Origin of the sequence: Zavarzinia aquatilis (assembly GCF_003173035.1) — a bacterium.
GTDB lineage: Bacteria > Pseudomonadota > Alphaproteobacteria > Zavarziniales > Zavarziniaceae > Zavarzinia > Zavarzinia aquatilis.
In genome coordinates this window covers 1-18,811 of record NZ_QGLE01000008.1, presented here as the reverse complement: position 1 = coordinate 18,811, position 18,811 = coordinate 1, and the positions used below count along the sequence as shown (strand labels likewise).

General features: G+C 61.9%; 15 protein-coding genes and 1 tRNA gene. All 16 read right to left on the bottom strand.

Annotation, left to right across the window (positions count from 1 at the left end):
• Positions 1-4: 4 nt before the first annotated feature.
• A complete protein-coding gene (locus DKG74_RS13915; RefSeq protein WP_109906779.1) occupies positions 5-673 on the bottom strand; it encodes a glutathione S-transferase family protein in 669 nt (222 codons plus the stop codon).
• Positions 674-740: 67 nt separating this feature from the next.
• Entirely contained in the window at positions 741-1,298 is a 558-nt protein-coding gene (locus tag DKG74_RS13910) for a nucleoside 2-deoxyribosyltransferase (protein ID WP_109906778.1), read from the bottom strand.
• 5 nt (positions 1,299-1,303) lie between these two features.
• A complete protein-coding gene (locus tag DKG74_RS13905) occupies positions 1,304-2,344 on the bottom strand; it encodes a GHMP family kinase ATP-binding protein (protein WP_109906777.1) in 1,041 nt (346 codons plus the stop codon).
• A 39-nt stretch (positions 2,345-2,383) separates the two neighbouring features.
• Positions 2,384-4,111, bottom strand: a complete 1,728-nt coding sequence (locus DKG74_RS13900) for a LeoA/HP0731 family dynamin-like GTPase (protein ID WP_109906776.1) — start codon at positions 4,109-4,111, stop codon at positions 2,384-2,386.
• Positions 4,086-5,741, bottom strand: a complete 1,656-nt coding sequence (locus DKG74_RS13895) for a GTPase (RefSeq protein ID WP_109906775.1) — start codon at positions 5,739-5,741, stop codon at positions 4,086-4,088. Before DKG74_RS13895 ends, DKG74_RS13900 begins: the two co-directional genes overlap by 26 nt.
• Positions 5,742-5,743: 2 nt before the next feature.
• Entirely contained in the window at positions 5,744-6,337 is a 594-nt protein-coding gene (locus tag DKG74_RS13890; RefSeq protein ID WP_133251594.1) for a hypothetical protein, read from the bottom strand.
• Positions 6,338-6,603: 266 nt separating this feature from the next.
• Complete coding sequence (gene rpoC, locus DKG74_RS13885; protein ID WP_109906773.1) at positions 6,604-10,782, bottom strand: DNA-directed RNA polymerase subunit beta'; 4,179 nt, start codon at positions 10,780-10,782, stop codon at positions 6,604-6,606.
• A gap of 94 nt (positions 10,783-10,876) precedes the next feature.
• A complete protein-coding gene (gene rpoB / locus DKG74_RS13880) occupies positions 10,877-14,992 on the bottom strand; it encodes a DNA-directed RNA polymerase subunit beta (RefSeq protein WP_109906772.1) in 4,116 nt (1,371 codons plus the stop codon).
• A gap of 155 nt (positions 14,993-15,147) precedes the next feature.
• Positions 15,148-15,525: a 50S ribosomal protein L7/L12 gene (gene rplL, locus DKG74_RS13875; RefSeq protein ID WP_109906771.1), complete on the bottom strand. Its 378-nt coding sequence runs from the start codon at positions 15,523-15,525 to the stop codon at positions 15,148-15,150.
• A 45-nt stretch (positions 15,526-15,570) separates the two neighbouring features.
• On the bottom strand, positions 15,571-16,095 hold the full coding sequence (rplJ, locus tag DKG74_RS13870; RefSeq protein WP_109906770.1) for a 50S ribosomal protein L10: 525 nt from the start codon (positions 16,093-16,095) through the stop codon (positions 15,571-15,573).
• Positions 16,096-16,433: 338 nt separating this feature from the next.
• Entirely contained in the window at positions 16,434-17,126 is a 693-nt protein-coding gene (gene rplA, locus DKG74_RS13865; RefSeq protein ID WP_109906769.1) for a 50S ribosomal protein L1, read from the bottom strand.
• A 4-nt stretch (positions 17,127-17,130) separates the two neighbouring features.
• The gene (gene rplK, locus DKG74_RS13860; RefSeq protein WP_109906768.1) at positions 17,131-17,559 is read right to left on the bottom strand and encodes a 50S ribosomal protein L11; all 429 of its coding nucleotides are present in this window, start codon (positions 17,557-17,559) and stop codon (positions 17,131-17,133) included.
• A gap of 150 nt (positions 17,560-17,709) precedes the next feature.
• Complete coding sequence (nusG, locus tag DKG74_RS13855) at positions 17,710-18,240, bottom strand: transcription termination/antitermination protein NusG (protein ID WP_109906767.1); 531 nt, start codon at positions 18,238-18,240, stop codon at positions 17,710-17,712.
• Positions 18,241-18,244: 4 nt separating this feature from the next.
• Positions 18,245-18,442 (bottom strand): preprotein translocase subunit SecE, encoded by a 198-nt coding sequence (gene secE, locus DKG74_RS13850; RefSeq protein ID WP_109906766.1) that lies wholly within the window; start codon positions 18,440-18,442, stop codon positions 18,245-18,247.
• 143 nt (positions 18,443-18,585) lie between these two features.
• Positions 18,586-18,661 (bottom strand) — tRNA-Trp (locus tag DKG74_RS13845).
• 28 nt (positions 18,662-18,689) lie between these two features.
• On the bottom strand, positions 18,690-18,811 hold a 122-nt coding region (locus tag DKG74_RS13840), incomplete at its 5' end, for an EF-Tu C-terminal domain-related protein (RefSeq protein ID WP_133251593.1).

Sequence of the window (18,811 nt, the reverse complement as noted above, 5' to 3'; positions counted from 1 at the left end):
GGCGTCAGAAGTCGAGGTCGGCGTATTGCGGCGGCGGCGGCATGCCGGCGACATGATCGCCGAGCAGCGGCCGGAAGCTGGGCCGCGACTTCACCCGCACATACCAGTCCTTGGCGCGCGGATGCGCGTCCCAGGGCACGTCGCCCAGATAGTCGATGCAGGAGAGGTGGGAGGCCGCGGCGATATCGGCGAGGCCGAATTCGTCGCCCGCCAGCCAGCGCCGCCGCTCCGACAATTCAGCGATGTAATCGAGGTGCACGCCGATCAGCTGCTTGCCGACGCGGATCGCGCCCGAGTCCGGGTTGCCGAGGCCGTAGAAGCGCTTGTTCACCTTCTCGAACACCAGGTTCAGGGTGACTTCGGCATAGAATTTCTGGTCGAACCAGGCCACCAGACGGCGGGTCTCGGCCCGGCTTTCCGGGTCGAAGCCGATCAGCCGGCGGTCGGGATAGACTTCGTCGAGGAATTCGACGATGGCCATCGAATCGGCATAGGGCTTGCCGTCCGGCTCCACCATCACCGGCACCTGACCGGCCGGATTGAGGGCGAGGAATTCCGGCCGCCGCTCCCACACCCGCTCGACCCGCAGCTCGAAGTCGAGGCCCTTTTCCTTGAGCGCGAGGCGGACCTTGCGCGAGAAGGGCGACAGGGGCTGATGATAGAGGATGCGCATGGCCGGGACTTTAGGCGGGGGGACCCGGGCCGACAAGTCCCTTGTCGGTCGCCAAGGGGACTAAAGCTCAGGGCGGAAGAATAGCCTGCAAACGCTTGAGACAGGCCGTGAATCCCGACAGATCGGTGAGCCGGGCGGCTGGCGCCGCGTCATGCTCGAACACGGTCACGGCGGCGTCGATCATCAGATTGTCGCCGAAGCCGAAATCCTCGACCAGCAGACCGTCGCGGTCGAGGGGACGGCCGTCGGCATCGCGCTGGAATTCAGTTCCGTTCCAGTCCCGCACCCGGTCGGCATAGAGACCGACCGTGTTGCGGTAACCGAGCACGGTCTTGCCGAGAGCCAGGGCGAAGCCGACCTCGAACACCGTGCCGGCATCGGCACCTGGGCCGCGAAACGGGGTCAGATTGGCGATGACCGCGTCCGCCGTGCGGATCATGGCGATGTTGGAGCGATAGATCGCCCGGGCGAGGTCGCGCGGCTCGGCCACATCGGTGTCGATCGTGCCATCGAGGGGATAGAGCCCGACATAACCGACGGCGCCGCACAGCGCCTGTTTGGCGCGGCCGAGGGCGAAAGCCTCGGCGTGAAAGACCTCCGGCCCGGCAAGATAGATGCTGTGCATGGCGATCAGACGTGCCAGGTCTCGCTGCCGCGGTCGACGAATTTAACCGGCGTCGCCTGACCGCCCGCCTCGTTCAGGGCATGCATCAGGGAATAGCGATTCTCGGGCGTCACCACGAAGAACATGAAGCCGCCGCCGCCCGCGCCCGACACTTTGCCGGCCTGGGCGCCATTGCTCATGGCGACCTGAAACAATTCGTCGATACGGGCGTTGGAGACGCCGGTGGCCGTGCGCTGCTTGGCTTTCCAGGAATCGTTCATGATTTCGGCCATGCGCGGAATGCTGCCGACGAGAAGCGCGCGCTTCATTTCGATGGCATCGTATTTCAGACGGTCCATCGCCTCGATGGTGCCGCTGCCCGCCGACTTCAGGCCCGCCGTCTGCCGGTCGATGATTTCCGCCGACTGGCGCGAGCGCCCTGAAAAACAGGTGACCAGCGAACATTCGAATTCATTGGCGATGGCGTCCGAGACCCGCAAGGGGTTCACGATCACCCGATCCTGCGGCAGGAATTCGATGAAGTTCAGCCCGCCGAAGGCCGCCGCATATTGATCCTGCCGACCGCCCGACAGGGCAAGGTCGATACGCTCGATCTCGAAGGCGAGATGGGCGACGTCATAAGGGCCGAGCGGCGCACCGAGCACCGCGCGCATGGCATCGACGAGGGCGACGACGAGGGCGGATGACGAGCCGAGACCGGAGCCCGCGGGCGCATCGACCGTGGTCCTGATCGTCATCGGCTCGCGCCGGCCGCCGTTGAATTCCGCCATCATGCGCTGATAGACGCCGCGGTGGAGCAGCAGCTTGGCATTCGACAGGGGCTGGTCGATCTCGAAGCTTTCCTCGATGCCGGTATCGTCGGACACGAAGACCACGCGGTTGTCCGAGCGCGGGATGATCGAGGCGAAGGCGTAGCGGTCGATGGTGACATTCAGCACCGCGCCGCCGAACTGATCGCAATAGGGCGACAAATCGGTGCCGCCCCCGGCGAGGCCGAGACGAAGCGGCGCGCGCGCCCTGGTCTTGTGAAAATTCAACCCGGCCATCGTCTCTCCCCCGCCCGGAATCATCCGCACAGCCGGATGCTACAGGACTTGGGGGCGGCTTGCAGCCTGCCGAAGCACGCTCATCCTCTCCTCCAAATGCGCGACCTTGAGCCGCTTTGACTCGATTACGCTCGCCGCTTCCTCCATGCCCTGGATGATCACATCGAATTCGGCCAATTCAGGCGCAAAACACTCGAACAACTTCTCTTCATGAGCAATAATTTCGTAAACGTTCTTGAAGGAACTCTTGATCATTCCATTAATTTCTTCTTTAATTTCTTTCAATTTTTCTTCGCGCTGAATTGATGACATTAATTCCCATGCGTCTGAAGCAAGCTGAATCGCAAGACCCGCAGCCGGTGCGAACTTAGCCGCGCCAGCAAGATTAGTGACTCCCCAAGGTTTGAACTTAATGGTAATGCCGGTCACTTTCCCCAGTACATCTCGTGCTGCCAGAATCGCCCCCTTTAGAGCCTCTGGATTGACACGAGCCAGTCCTTGCAGAGCATTGCCAGCCCCTCTCGCGGCTTTCCCGCTCATGGCCTCCAGGAAACTTTGGCTCGAATCCAATTCTCGCTCGATGTCCAGCGCCAGCGTTTTGGCTACATTCGATGCTTGAGCAAAGAAACGGTCGACGGCCATCTTGATTTTCAGGTTCATTTTGTAGCCGACAGCTTCTTCGCTGTAACCAATCTCGTCCTCCAGGTAACCTCTTATATCCTCGATAGCCAACGGACGCAGCTTTCCCAGTAACTGCCTCTCCAGATTCTGAAGCTCGTCGAAGAGCTCTCCGCCCAAGCGCTTCACTTCGCCGCGCGCCTTGACCAAATCCTTCCGAATGCGCGTAGATTCCTCCCGGTTTCTCTGCTCGTAGGACCTGAGATCGTCCAATTGGGCCCGTGCCTCCAATACCTTCTTGCCAACGATGTCGCGAACCACATCCAGCCCCGTCTTGGCCACAAGCACTGCCGGAACGCTGGCGTCCAGGATACGGCTGGTTTCTGCCTTCAAGTCGTTTATGCGGGACCGTTCTTCGTACTGCGATCTCTTCGAAAACCAGAATTCCAGTCCCCGGCCATTGGGATTGGAAGCTATGCATACGATATTCAGCTGCCCTGCCTCGACGGCGCTGAGGTTGGCGACTCGGAGTAACTTGGACTTCAGATTTTCCTTCTTGATTGTGGCCTGTTGAGCGAACAAGTCTTGTTCTGTCAGATCGGTGACCTCGTCCATCTTGTTGATCACGAAAACGGTGGACGAAAGCTTGTCGAGGTCACGCAGCAGCCATCGGACGATCGAACCGTGACTGTCCTTGAGCGGGTTGGTGGCGTCGACGACATACAGGATCAGGTGTGCCTCGGAGATGTAGCGCTTCGTCACATCCTCATACATCACCTGCGTACCGTCGACGGCCCTGGCCTTGTCGCCGAAAAGCCCGGGCGTGTCGACGATCTCGCATTGATCTGGCAGCCCCTCCGGGCAGTAGACGGCAAGTTGATCGGAGGATTCATCCATGTCGATCTTCATGTTGTCCATGACCCTTCCGAGCCACGCCGCCACCACGCTGGTCTTTCCGTCCGAGAAGGCTCCAAGCAAAGCGATGCGAAGCACATCCAACTCGATGGACTTGACCGCAGCCGCAATCTTCTCCAGGTCGACGGCGACGTCGGCCCCGATCTCGCCGAGTTCAACGAGAAGACAGCGAAGTTGCTCGAGCGTGCCGAGGATCGCTTCCTTGCCGCTATTGAATTGGCCGAATTGATCCACGGGCCATATCCTCCAATTGAATCTTAAGTCCCGACATTGTTTCGGTCAATTTCTGAATAATTTTCAGAGGCCTATCAATATTTTCCTGAGATTCTTTGATTTTCCGATACACATCATTCATAATATCGCGGACCGGGTTTAAAATCTCCTCAGAATTATAATTGATGCTCTGCAGTAATTTTTCGCGCTTTTCTTCGATTGATGCCCGAACTTTACTCTGCGCCCTTCGGATCCGTGCATCCTTTCCCTGAAAATAAGAAACTGCGGACACCACCAATGCGATCATCGCCCCAGCGACACCTCCAATAAGCGTGCCAATGCCTGGAATCACAGATCCCGCAGCCATGCCTGTCGTAATATACGAACCGAACCTGTAAAGGATTGCACCGTAATCCCAGAATTTGAGGCTCATCTCTAGCTCGGCAGGTTCGTATCCCACCGCCGCCTCGCCCGCGAACAGGACCTGTTCCTCGAACTGGACACGGTTCACGTCCTCCACCAACCGCGTTAGCGCTTCCCGCACCGCATCGAGCATCTCGCCTACGTTTTTCTTGAGTTGATTTTCCAATTCCGGCTTCAGAATATTTTGACGCCTCTCAAAATCCTTCTGGATAAGGCTCTGAATTTTTTCGTTATCGCCGAAATATTTTTCTACAATTTCGCTTGAGTCTTCTTGCACTTTATTGAAAAACCCATCCCACAGGTTCTTGCGCCCCGCCACAACCAGCTGCTCGAAACTCTTCAAGGAATGTGCAAGTGCCTCCCGGCACTTATCAAACTCCGGCGCGACTCGTTTCATGAACTCCTCGTGTTCACACTGGGCAGCCTTCAGCACGAGAATGTTCTCGGCGAGGAGCTCACGAATTTTTATTTTGTTGGCTTCGACGATGTCCTCTTTGAAAGTCGCCAATTTATTGTGAAGAATTTTGGCCACCGCGTCGATGCGACTGAAACTGCGCATGGCTTCCGGTGATCTGAAGTACTTCAGGTAATTCCGCTGCTGGAGGACGAGGTCCCGATCGCGTGATGGATGGATCGTTGTTCTATTGTCGGCGCGGCTTAACGCGAGGGCGCTGAAAGCGAGAAGGCCTTGGATACAATGCCCCTCTAGCAGAACCTCCGCACCTAACGCCGATCGAAGCACTTCCCGGGTTTGTTCGAGCGCGGCTCTTGCGCTACCGTTCGATTCCAAGGCCTCGCGGTCCTCGTCGAACTCGTAAGCATCGGCGCTCCCGCGCACGTTGACAAGCGGGACAACCTGCGTTCCACGGTTCAGGTATGAACGAATCTTTTCCGCCGTGGCCTTTTCGGGCTTCTTGTTCGTACCGTTGACATAGAAAACAAGGTGCGCACGAGCGATCGCCTGCTTGACGGTCGCTTCGAAACGGCGCTCGTCCCCCTCGATCCCCGGAACATCGACGAGCTGAAACGCCTTGCCTTCAAAGTTCAGCGTGTAAAACGTGTTGGTGGTCGTGAAATCGGCTTGTCCGGTACCGATGATTTGGCCATCGACTCGCGCGACTATCGACCGGCGCTGCTCCAATTCGATGACCGAAGCCTTGAGCGCAGGCAGAAAGCTCTTGAGAAGCTCGTCAACCGCATTCGATGCCTTCGATTCAGTCCGCGCCACGATCAGAGCCTCAGAAAATGGACGAGGACGCCGCAGACCCCACCTCCGAACGCCAGGCCGGTTACGGCGGCTAACAGGAGCTTTCTCTTGACCCGCGCATCCGACTCTTCACGCACAATCCCGCGCAGCGCCGCCGCACTGGCTCGGATTGCCTCAATCTCTCCGGCATATTCGGCGTAGATCAGACCGAGGCCTTCCCGGACCCGAGCGACATGATCGTCCAATGCCTGCTCATATCCAACGATTGTACCCTTATTGTCTCGCAGCAGCTGCTGTCGCAGCTCTTCATCAAACATGATTCTCAATGATTCAAGGATCGTGCTCTTACCGGCATTGGTCTCGCCGAAAAAAGCGATCGTGAATTTGTCCCATTCGGCATTCTGCCCCAGCAGATCAAGCTCGCCATCAAAGCGCGCGCGAATGGACCGCAGACGCTCCATCATGCTGCTGAGTTCTTGTTTCCCCTGTTTATGATCGACTCTGAGATCGGCGATATCGTCCATCGCAGCAGCGATACTCGTGGACACATCCGCATACAGACGAGTGAAATCACGTTCTGGATTCATATTGCACTCTGAACGATGGGCATTCATCATGATCGTCTTCGGATACCTGTACCGCCGCCAGCCATATCATTCCGCCTTTATTTGTGGCTACCATCGCTGCTGATCGTCCTGTCATGCAGCAATTTTCCGGCCGTACAAATCTCGTCAACACAATGCCTTTAACAATCACAGATTACAAAACATCTTTTATCGCCAGCGTTGGCGAGAATTAACTAACCCTGTGATGGATATCCGACCCAAAAGAAAAAGGCCCGGGGCGTCGCCGTCCCGGGCCTTTCCATGTTTGTCGTCCGCGATCAGGCGGCGTCGTTGGTATCGACCGCCGGGACGCTGCCGGCTTCGATCGCCGCCAGTTCCTTGTCGCGGTTGGTCGCGACTTCCTTCAGGCGGTTCATCATGGCGCCGGTACCCGCCGGGATCAGGCGGCCGACGATGACGTTTTCCTTGAGACCGACCAGGTTGTCGACCTTGCCGGCAGTCGCCGCCTCGGTCAGCACGCGGGTCGTTTCCTGGAACGAGGCGGCGGAGATGAACGAGCGGGTCTGCAGCGAGGCCTTGGTGATGCCCTGCAGCACGGGGCTGCCGGTGGCCGGCCGCAGGCCGAGCTTGATCGTCCTGGCGTTCTCTTCCTCGAACTCGACGCGGTCCACCTGCTCGCCCTGGAGGAAGGTGGTCGCGCCCGAATCCTCGATCTCGACCTTCTGCAGCATCTGGCGAACGATCACCTCGATGTGCTTGTCGTTGATCTTCACGCCCTGCAGTCGATAGACGTCCTGGATTTCGTTCACGAGGTAACGGGCCAGGGCTTCGACGCCCAGGACCTTCAGGATGTCATGCGGCGCCGGGTTGCCGTCGAGCAGATAGTCGCCCTTCTGGATGATATCGCCTTCCTGAACGGCAATGTGCTTGCCCTTCGGGATCAGATATTCCTGCGGATCGGCATCGTCGCCTTCCAGCGGATGCAGGATGACGCGGCGCTTGTTCTTGTAGTCCTTGCCGAATTCGACCCGGCCCGAACGCTCGGCGATGATCGCGTGGTCCTTGGGACGACGCGCCTCGAAGAGTTCGGCGACGCGCGGCAGACCGCCGGTGATGTCGCGGGTCTTGGCCGATTCCAGCGGAATACGCGCAAGCACGTCACCCGCGTTGATCTTGCCGCCTTCCTCGACCGAGAGAATGGCGCCGGCGGCGAGGAAGTAACGCACTTCCGTGCCGTTCGGCTGCAGGATCGGGTTGCCCTTCTCGTCACGCAGGCCAATACGCGGACGCAGGTCCGAGGTCTTCGGCTGGCTGCGCCAGTCGATGACTTCCTTGTTGGCGATACCGGTCGCTTCGTCCGTCGCCTCGCGCATGGACACGCCTTCGACGAGGTCCATGTAGGCGGCGTAACCTTCGCGTTCCGAGATGATCGGCAGGGTACGGGGATCCCACTCGACCAGCTTGGCGCCCTTGGTGACGGTCTGGCCGTCGTCGAAGAACAGACGCGCGCCGTAGGAGACGCGGTGACGCGCACGCTCACGCCCGTTGGCGTCGATCAGGATGAGTTCGCAGTTGCGGCTCATCACGACCATGCGGTTCGAGCTGTCGATGACGATGTGACGGTTGTTGATCTTGATCGTGCCGTCGATCGTCGCCTCGACGCTGGTCTTTTCCGAGAACTGCGCCGCGCCGCCGATGTGGAAGGTACGCATGGTGAGCTGGGTACCCGGCTCGCCGATCGACTGCGCCGCAATGACGCCGACCGCCTCGCCCATGTTGACCGAGGTGCCACGCGCGAGGTCTCGGCCATAGCACTTGGCGCAGGCGCCGCCTTCGGCCTCGCAGGTCAGGACCGAGCGGATGAGCACCGACTGCACGCCGGCCTTGTTCACGCGCTCGACATCGTCCTCGAGGATCATCTCGCCGGCCGGAACCACCAGGGCCGAGGTCGCGGGGTCGATCACGTCGATCGCCGCGGTCCGGCCGAGGATACGGTCGCCCAGCGGCTCGATGACGTCGCCGCCTTCCACCACTTCGGTCACGGTCAGGCCGTTCGAGGTGCCGCAATCGTCGATGACGATGATGCAGTCCTGCGCCACGTCGACGAGGCGACGGGTCAGGTAACCCGAGTTCGCCGTCTTCAGCGCGGTATCGGCCAGACCCTTGCGGGCGCCGTGGGTCGAGTTGAAGTACTCGAGAACCGACAGGCCTTCCTTGAAGTTCGAGATGATCGGCGTCTCGATGATTTCACCCGACGGCTTGGCCATGAGGCCGCGCATTCCGGCGAGCTGCTTCATCTGGGCGGCCGAGCCGCGGGCACCGGAGTGGGCCATCATGTAGATCGAGTTGATCGGCTTGGCGCGGCCGGTCGTCTCGTCGATCACGACCGACGAGATTTCCTTCATCATCTCGTCCGCGACCTTGTCGGTGCACTGGGCCCAGGCGTCGATGACCTTGTTGTACTTCTCGCCCTGGGTGATCAGGCCGTCGAGGTACTGCTGTTCGTATTCCTTGGCCTGCTCCTGGGTCGCGGCGACCAGGGCGTCCTTCGCCTTCGGCACCACCATGTCGTCCTTGCCGAACGAAATGCCGGCACGGCAGGCATGGGCATAGCCAAGAGCCATCAGGCGATCGGCGAAGATCACCGTCTCCTTCTGGCCGCAGTGGCGGTAGACCGTGTCGATGACGGTCGAGATGTCCTTCTTGGTCAACAGCTTGTTGATCATCGAGAAGGGCACGTTCGGGTGACGCGGCAGCAGCTCGGAGAGCAGCATCCGGCCCGGCGTGGTTTCGACGCGCACGACGATCGGGTCGCCGTTGCTGTCGACGGTGTGCAGACGCGCCTTGATCTTCGAGTGCAGGGTGACCGACTTCGAGTCGAGCGCCGCCTGGATCTCGTTGATGGTGCCGAAGGCCATGCCGTCGCCCGGCTCGTTCGGGCGTTCCATCGTCAGGTAATAGACGCCGAGGACGATGTCCTGCGACGGCACGATGATCGGCTTGCCGTTGGCGGGGCTGAGGATGTTGTTGGTCGACATCATCAGCACGCGCGCTTCCAGCTGGGCCTCGAGGCTCAGGGGCACGTGCACGGCCATCTGGTCGCCGTCGAAGTCCGCGTTGAAGGCGGCGCAGACGAGCGGGTGCAGCTGGATCGCCTTGCCTTCGATCAGCGTCGGCTCGAAAGCCTGGATGCCGAGACGGTGCAGCGTGGGCGCCCGGTTCAGCATCACCGGATGTTCGCGGATCACCTCTTCGAGGATGTCCCAGACCTCCGGCCGCTCCTTCTCGACCATCTTCTTCGCCATCTTGATCGTGGTGGCGATGCCCTTCATGTCGAGCTTGGCGTAGATGAACGGCTTGAACAGCTCGAGCGCCATCTTCTTCGGCAGGCCGCACTGATGGAGCTTCAGCTCCGGCCCGACGACGATGACCGAACGGCCCGAGTAGTCGACGCGCTTGCCGAGCAGGTTCTGGCGGAACCGGCCCTGCTTGCCCTTCAGCATGTCCGAGATCGACTTCAGCGGACGCTTGTTGGCGCCGGTGATCACACGGCCACGGCGGCCGTTGTCGAACAGGGCGTCGACCGCTTCCTGCAACATGCGCTTTTCGTTGCGGACGATGATGTCCGGCGCGCGCAGCTCGATCAGCCGCTTCAGGCGGTTGTTACGGTTGATGACGCGGCGATAGAGATCGTTCAGGTCCGAGGTCGCGAAACGGCCGCCGTCGAGGGGAACGAGCGGGCGGAGTTCCGGCGGGATCACGGGCACGACGGTCAGGATCATCCATTCCGGGCGGTTGCCGGATTCGATGAAGCTCTCGATCAGCTTCAGGCGCTTCACGATCTTCTTCGGCTTGGCTTCCGACGTGGTCGTGGCCAGTTCCTGACGCAGCTCGTCGCGCTCGCCCTCGAGGTCGAGCTTTTCGAGCATCTTGCGGATCGCCTCGGCGCCGATGCCGGCCTCGAAGCTGTCCTCGCCATACTCGTCCTGAGCGCGGATGAAGTCTTCCTCGTTGAGAAGCTGGTTACGCTTCAGCGCGGTCAGGCCCGGCTCGGTCACGACGTAATTCTCGAAATAGAGAATCCGCTCGAGATCCTTCAGGGTCATGTCCAGCAGCAGGCCGATGCGCGACGGCAGCGACTTCAGGAACCAGATGTGCGCGACCGGCGAGGCCAGTTCGATATGGCCCATGCGCTCGCGGCGCACCTTCGACAGGGTGACCTCGACGCCGCACTTCTCGCAGGTGATGCCGCGATACTTCATGCGCTTGTACTTGCCGCACAAGCACTCGTAGTCCTTGATCGGCCCGAAGATCTTGGCGCAGAACAGGCCGTCGCGCTCGGGCTTGAAGGTCCGGTAGTTGATCGTTTCCGGCTTCTTGATCTCGCCATGCGACCAGGCGCGGATCTTTTCCGGGCTGGCGATCGAGATCTTGATCTGATCGAAAGCCTGGGTGCCGGGGGCGTGGCCGAACAGGGCCATAACCTCTTGGTTCATTACTTTGCTCCCTCATGCGGCGCGGGCGTCCCCGACGCCGCTCGGTTGCGAGAAATCACGGTCGACAAAGGTTTCAGCATGGGGGGCGCCGCGCTTACGCGGCGCCCTTGCCGCCCATGTCGACGTTGAGGCCGAGAGACCGCATTTCCATGACGAGAACGTTGAACGATTCCGGAATACCGGCCTCGAAATTGTCCTCGCCGCGCACGATCGCCTCGTAGACCTTGGTGCGGCCCGCGACGTCGTCCGACTTCACGGTCAGCATCTCCTGGAGGGTGTAGGCGGCGCCGTAAGCCTGCAGCGCCCACACTTCCATTTCACCGAAGCGCTGGCCACCGAACTGGGCCTTGCCGCCCAGCGGCTGCTGGGTGACGAGGCTGTAGGGGCCGATCGACCGGGCGTGGATCTTGTCGTCCACGAGGTGATGCAGCTTCAGCATGTAGATGTAACCGACCGTGACCTTGCGGTCGAAGGTCTCGCCGGTACGGCCGTCGATCAGCGTGCTCTGGCCCGAGGAGGCGAAGCCCGCCATCTTCAGGTAGTCCTCGATGTCGGACGGCTGGGCGCCGTCGAACACCGGGGTCGCGATCGGCACGCCGCGGCGCAGGTTGTCCGCCATCTCCAGCAGCTGACCGTCCTCGAGCGGGGCGATCTTCTCGGCGTATTCGGCCGCCGAATAGATCGTCTGCAGCTTTTCGCGCAGGGCGTTCGCCTGGGTATTGCCGCGACGGATCTTGTCCGCCACCTCGCCGATCTGGCGGCCGAGACCGGCCGCGGCCCAGCCGAGGTGGGTTTCCAGGATCTGCCCGACGTTCATGCGCGACGGCACGCCGAGGGGGTTCAGCACGATGTCGACATTGGTGCCGTCTTCGAGATAGGGCATGTCCTCACGCGGCATGATGCGCGAGATGACACCCTTGTTCCCGTGACGGCCGGCCATCTTGTCGCCCGGCTGCAGCTTGCGCTTCACCGCGACGAAGACCTTGACCATCTTCATCACGCCCGGCTGCAGCTCGTCGCCGCGCTGCAGCTTCTCGACCTTGTCCTCGAAACGCTTCTGCAGACGGTCCTTCGCCTCGTCGAAGTGCTTCTTCAGCGCCTCGATGTCGAGGTTGGTCTGCTCGTCGCCCTTGATCGCGATCTGCCACCACTGACCCTTGGTCAGCTCGGCGAGACCCGCGTCATCGACGGTGACGCCCGACCGCATCCCCTTCGGACCCGAAGCGACGGTCTTGCCCTGCAGCAGGACCTTCAGACGGCCGTAGACGTTACGCTCGAGGATCGCGAGTTCGTCATCGCGGTCCTTGGCCAGGGTCTCGATCTGCTCGCGTTCGATCGCCAGGGCGCGTTCGTCCTTGTCGACGCCGTGACGGTTGAAGACGCGGACCTCGACCACCGTGCCGGCGACGCCCGGCGGCAGGCGCAGCGAGGTATCGCGCACGTCCGACGCCTTTTCGCCGAAGATGGCGCGCAGCAGCTTCTCTTCCGGGGTCATCGGGCTTTCGCCCTTCGGCGTCACCTTGCCGACCAGGATGTCGCCCGGCTTCACTTCGGCGCCGATGTAGACGATGCCCGCCTCGTCGAGGTTCTTCAGGCCTTCTTCACCGATGTTCGGAATGTCGCGGGTGATTTCCTCGGGCCCGAGCTTGGTGTCGCGGGCCATCACCTCGAATTCCTCGATGTGGATCGAGGTGAAGACGTCTTCCGACACGATCCGTTCGGAGATCAGGATCGAGTCTTCGAAGTTGTAGCCATTCCACGGCATGAAGGCGACGAGCACATTGCGGCCGAGGGCGAGTTCGCCCAGCTCGGTCGACGGACCGTCGGCGATGATGTCGCCCTTGTTCACCAGGTCGCCCACCTTCACCAGCGGACGCTGGGTGATGCAGGTGTTCTGGTTCGAGCGCTGGAATTTCAGCAGACGATAGATGTCGACGCCCGAGGCGGCCGGATCGTTCTCCTCGGTCGCGCGGACGACGATACGGGTACCGTCGATCTGATCGACGATGCCGGAACGCCGGGCGACCTGGGTCACGCCGGAATCGCGGGCCACCGTCGCTTCCATGCCGGTGCCGACCAGCGGCGCTTCCGCCTTGATCAGCGGCACGGCCTGACGCTGCATGTTCGAGCCCATGAGCGCGCGGTTGGCGTCGTCATTCTCGAGGAAGGGGATGAGCGCGGCGGCGACCGACACCAGCTGCTTGGGCGAGACGTCCATCAGCTGGATCGACGACGGCAGACGCATCTCGAACTCGCCCGCCTCGCGGCAGGAGACGAGGTCCGCGGTGAAGCGGCCTTCGGCGTCCAGCTCGGCGTTGGCCTGGCCGATCGTGTATTTGCCCTCTTCCATGGCCGACAGATAGACGACCTCGTTGGTCACCTTGCCGTCGATCACCTTGCGGTACGGGGTCTCGATGAAACCGTACTGGTTCACGCGGGCATAGGTCGCGAGCGAGTTGATCAGACCGATATTCGGGCCTTCCGGCGTCTCGATCGGGCAGATACGGCCGTAATGCGTCGGGTGCACGTCGCGCACCTCGAAACCGGCGCGCTCGCGGGTCAGACCACCCGGGCCAAGCGCCGAGAGACGGCGCTTGTGGGTGATTTCCGACAGCGGGTTGGTCTGGTCCATGAACTGCGACAGCTGGGACGAACCGAAGAACTCGCGCACCGCGGCGGCCGCGGGCTTGGCGTTGATCAGATCGTGCGGCATCACGGTCTCGATCTCGACCGAGGACATGCGCTCGCGGATCGCGCGCTCCATGCGCAGGAGGCCGATGCGGTACTGATTCTCCATCAGCTCGCCGACCGAGCGGACGCGGCGGTTGCCGAGATGGTCGATGTCGTCGATCTCGCCGCGGCCGTCCTTCAGTTCGACCAGGGTCTTGATCACCGCGAGCACGTCTTCCTTGCGCAGGGTGCGCTGGGTGTCCGGGGTCTCGAGGCTGAGGCGCGAATTCATCTTCACGCGGCCGACGGCCGAGAGGTCGTAACGCTCCTCGTCGAACAGCAGGCCCTGGAACAGCGCCGAGGCGGTGTCGAGGGTCGGCGGCTCGCCCGGACGCATGACGCGATAGATTTCGATCAGCGCCTGTTCGTAGGACTGGCTCTTGTCCGCCATCATGGTGTTGCGGATATAGGGCCCGACCGTGACATGGTCGATGTCGAGGGCATGGAACTCCTCGACGCCCGATTCCTCGAGCAGCTTCACCGCGGCTTCGGTCAGCTCCTCGCCGGCCTCGATCAGGATCTCGCCGGTCTCTTCGTTGATCATGTCATAGGCGGCATAGCGCCCGACCAGATCGGAAGAGGACACGAAGAGTTCCTCGACGCCTTCCTCGCGCAGCTTCTTCGCCATGCGCGGGGTCACCTTGGTGCCCGCGGCGACGACGACATTGCCGGTCTTGGCGTCGATCAGGTCGACGAGCGGCTTCACGCCGCGCAGACGATCGGGCTCGAACGGCTGGCGCCACTGGCCCTGACCCTGGCTGCCCGAACGACGGAACACGATCGAGCGGTAGAAGTGGTTGAGGATTTCCTCGGCGGTCATGCCGAGCGCGAACATCAGCGTCGTCACCGGCAGCTTGCGGCGACGGTCGATGCGGACGTGCACGATGTCCTTCGCGTCGAACTCGAAATCGAGCCACGAGCCGCGATAGGGAATGACGCGGGCGGCGAAGAGATACTTGCCGCTCGAATGGGTCTTGCCACGGTCATGGTCGAAGAACACGCCCGGGCTGCGGTGCATCTGCGAGACGATGACGCGCTCGGTGCCGTTCACGACGAAGGTGCCATTGGCCGTCATCAGGGGCATGTCGCCCATGTAGACGTCCTGCTCCTTGATATCGAGCACGGACTTGGCGCCGGTATCCTCGTCGGTTTCGAAGACGATCAGACGGAGCGTGACCTTCAGCGGCGCGGCGAAGGTCATGCCGCGCTGCTGGCATTCCTCGACGTCATACTTCGGGTGCTCGAATTCGTACTTCACGAATTCGAGGTGGGCGTTCTCGGAAAAGTCCTTGATCGGGAAGACCGACTTGAACACCCCCTGGATGCCCGTGTCGGTGCGCTTCTCGGCCGGAATGTCGATCTGGAGGAACTGGTCGTAGCTCGACTTCTGAACCTCGATCAGGTTCGGCATGGTCGTCACTTCGGGAATACGCCCGAAGGACTTACGGACCCGCTTGCGGCCGGTGAAGGAAATCGCCATGGGACCCTCGCGACAACGTCTCTGCTGCGCATCTGACATGATGGAGTGCGGCGCGCAGCCTCTGCCCTCTCATCGCCCGTCCGGGCCGGCCCCTCGTCGGAGGGGGAAACCGGGGGCAGGCGAACCCGCCCCCGGCCACTTCCGAAGTCGTTAAATTACTTAACGACGACCTTGGCGCCGGCCGATTCGATCTGCGCCTTGATCTTGGCGGCTTCGTCCTTCGACACGCCGGCCTTGACTTCCTTCGGGGCGCCTTCCACGAGGTCCTTGGCTTCCTTGAGGCCAAGACCGGTGATGGCGCGGACTTCCTTGATCACGTTGATCTTCTTGTCGCCGGCATCCTGCAGGATGACGGTGAACTCGGTCTGCTCTTCGACCGGAGCGGCAGCGGCGGCCGGGCCGGCAGCGGCGGCGACGGCGACCGGAGCGGCGGCCGAGACGCCCCACTTCTCTTCGAGGAGCTTCGACAGCTCGGCGGCTTCGATGACGGTGAGGGCCGAGAGTTCTTCAACGATACGGGCCAGATCAGCCATTTTGATACGTCCTTGTCTTCAACTGGATTGGGTTGGTACGGCGGCTCACGCCGCCTGCTCTTCGTCCTTCTTGGCGTAAGCCGACAGCACGCGGGCCAGCTGACCGCCCGGCGCCTGAAGCACCGATGCGATCCGCGACGCGGGCGTCTGGATCATGCCAAGGAGCCTGGCGCGAAGTTCGTCGAGCGACGGCAGGGTCGCGAGGGCCTTGATCCCCTCGACGTCCAGCTGCTGACCGCCCATGACCGCGCCCTTCAGAACGAACTTGTCGTTCTTCTTGGCGTAGTCGACCGCGACCTTGGCCGCGGCAACCGGATCGGCCGAATAGGCGATCGCGGTGGGGCCCTTCATGAGCTCCGCGAGGCCTTCGAACTTCGTGCCCTGGAGAGCAAGCTTGGTGAGCCGGTTCTTGGAAACCTTGAAGCTGGCACCAGCAGCGCGCATCTGGCGACGGAGATCGGTGATCTCCGAGACCTTCAGCCCGCTGTAGTGACCGACGACCACCAGAGACGTCTCGCTAAAGACGCCCGAGAGGGTCTCGACCAGCTCCTTTTTTGCGGCTCTGTCCACCTTGTTACTCCCGAGTTACCCGGCGATGCACCATGCCCCGCCGGGCCGTTTCTGCCAGAACCACGGAGAAATCCCCGCGATCCGTGACACCTGTCCCGAGAAAGACCCAATCCCAGCCCCGGGGAACGGCCCCGGGTCCGAATTCGGACTACTCCCGTCTATGCTGGCGGATTTTAAGCATCACGGGCAGGAACCCGTGACACACCAGCAGTCTCGGACAGGGTTGCGGCCCGTTGCCGGACCGCCCCTTCCCACCCCCTCGCGAGGGTAGGAAACCCTGAAAGTCCCCCGGCCCTGCGGCCGGGAGACTTCCAATTCTTCAGCGGATCGAAGAAGCGTCAGCCGACAACCGACGAGACTTCGACCTTGATGCCCGGGCCCATGGTCGAGGACACGGCCACCTTCTTCAGGTAGGTGCCCTTGGCGCCCGTCGGCTTCGCGCGCGAAACCGCGTCGACGAAAGCCTTGATGTTCTCTTCCAGGGCTTCCGGCGTGAAGCTGGCCTTGCCGACGCCGGCCTGCAGAACGCCGGCCTTCTCGACGCGGAACTCCACCTGGCCGCCCTTGGCCGCCTTCACCGCGCCGGCGACGTCGCCGGTCACCGTGCCGAGCTTCGGGTTCGGCATCAGGCCGCGCGGGCCGAGCACCTTGCCGAGCTTGCCGACGACGACCATCATGTCCGGGGTCGCGATGCAGCGATCGAACGCGATGTTGCCGGCCTGGACTTCGGCCGCGAGATCGTCGGCACCGACGATGTCGGCACCGGCGGCCTTGGCCTGTTCCGCCTTGTCGCCCTTGGCGAAGACGGCGACGCGGACGGTCTTGCCCGTGCCGTTCGGCAGGGTGACGACGCCGCGGACCATCTGGTCGGCGTGACGCGGATCGACACCGAGATTCAGCGCGACTTCGATGGTCTCGTCGAACTTCGCCGTGGCGCGTTCGCGGATCATCTTGACCGCGTCGGTCAGCGGATAGCTCTTCGCCGGGTCGATGCCTTCGGCGGCCTTGCGCAGACGCTTTGCGATAGCCATGGGATTACTCCTTCACCGCAAGGCCCATCGACCGGGCGGAGCCGGCGATCTGGCGGGCAACGGCCTCGACGTCGTTGGAATTCGAGTCCTTGATCTTGATCGCGGCGATTTCGCGGATCTGATCCATCGAAACCGAACCGACAGTGCCACGACCCGGGGTGGTCGAACCCTTGTTCAGGTTCGCGGCCTTCTTCAGATAGAAGGTCACCGGCGGGGTCTTGGTGACGAAGGTGAACGACTTGTCGGAATAGACCGTGATCACCACCGGAATCGGAATGCCCTTTTCCAGGTTGGCGGTCTGCGCGTTGAACTCCTTGCAGAAGCCCATGATGTTCACGCCGCGCTGACCCAGCGCCGGGCCGATCGGCGGGGAAGGGTTGGCGGCGCCAGCCTTCACCTGCAACTTGATGTAACCGTCAATCTTCTTTGCCATGACATCCCTCCTGGCCGTATCCCGAAAGCGGGAAGCGGCCGGTTGATCCGGGAGGTTGTGGGTCCGGCCCCTGGTGGACTCCCCAGGATGGCCTCCCGCACCGACCGATGCTTCCCCTCAAGGGAGAAACGCCGGCCCCTCGCCTTTCCCTCAGATCTTTTCGACCTGCGAGAATTCCAGCTCGACCGGGGTCGCCCGGCCGAAAATCGAAACCGCGACCTTGAGACGCGAACGCTCGTGGTCGACATCTTCCACCACGCCGTTGAACGAGGTGAAGGGGCCGTCCGCCACCCGCACCTGCTCGCCGATCTCGTAGTTGATCGTGCTCTTGGGCCGCTCGATGCCTTCCTGCACCTGATGCAGGATGTGCTGCGCCTCACGCTCGGAAATCGGCGTCGGCTTGCCGGCGGGACCAAGGAAACCCGTCACCTTGGCGGTATTCTTGATCAGGTGATAGCCCTGATCGCTCATTTCCATCTTCACCAGGACATAGCCCGGGTAGAACTTGCGCTCGGCCGAGACCTTCTGGCCGCGCCGCACCTCGACCACTTCCTCGGTCGGGACCAGCACTTCCTGGATCTGCTCCTGCATACCGTGCTGTTCGGCCTGCTCGCGGATCGAGGCGGCAACCTTCTTCTCGAAGCCCGAATAGGCGTGAACGATGTACCAGCGCGCTGCCATGACCTTACGCTCCGAAGCCAAGGATCAATTCGACCAGCTTGGAAAGGCCGATGTCCACCGCAAGGAAGAACACGGAAGCGACCACCACCATCACGAACACGAACAGGGTCGTGATCCCGGTCTCCTTGCGCGTCGGCCAAGTGACCCTGGAGACTTCCTGGCGCACCTGCCGGGCAAATTCGATCGGACTCGACTTGCTCATGCCCTGTCACTCACCCTTGCGAACTGAGACAGCGTCACCGCAGTCCCGATTTCCAACGAGCCTAGGGCCGGGAAGCGGCTGCCCGCGTCCGGCCCTTTGCCCTTTGCCCTGTACAACCCGCCCGACAGCTCACCCGTGAAAGGTGGCAGGAGTGGAGGGGCTCGAACCCCCAGCCCCCGGTTTTGGAGACCGGTGCTCTACCAATTGAGCTACACTCCTAAGGCCCCGGACGGGAACCCGTCAAACCTTACTTCTCGATCGAGGCGACGACGCCGGCACCGACGGTGCGGCCGCCTTCGCGGATCGCGAAACGCAGACCATCGTCCATGGCGATCGGAGCGATCAGCTCGACCGACATCGCGACGTTGT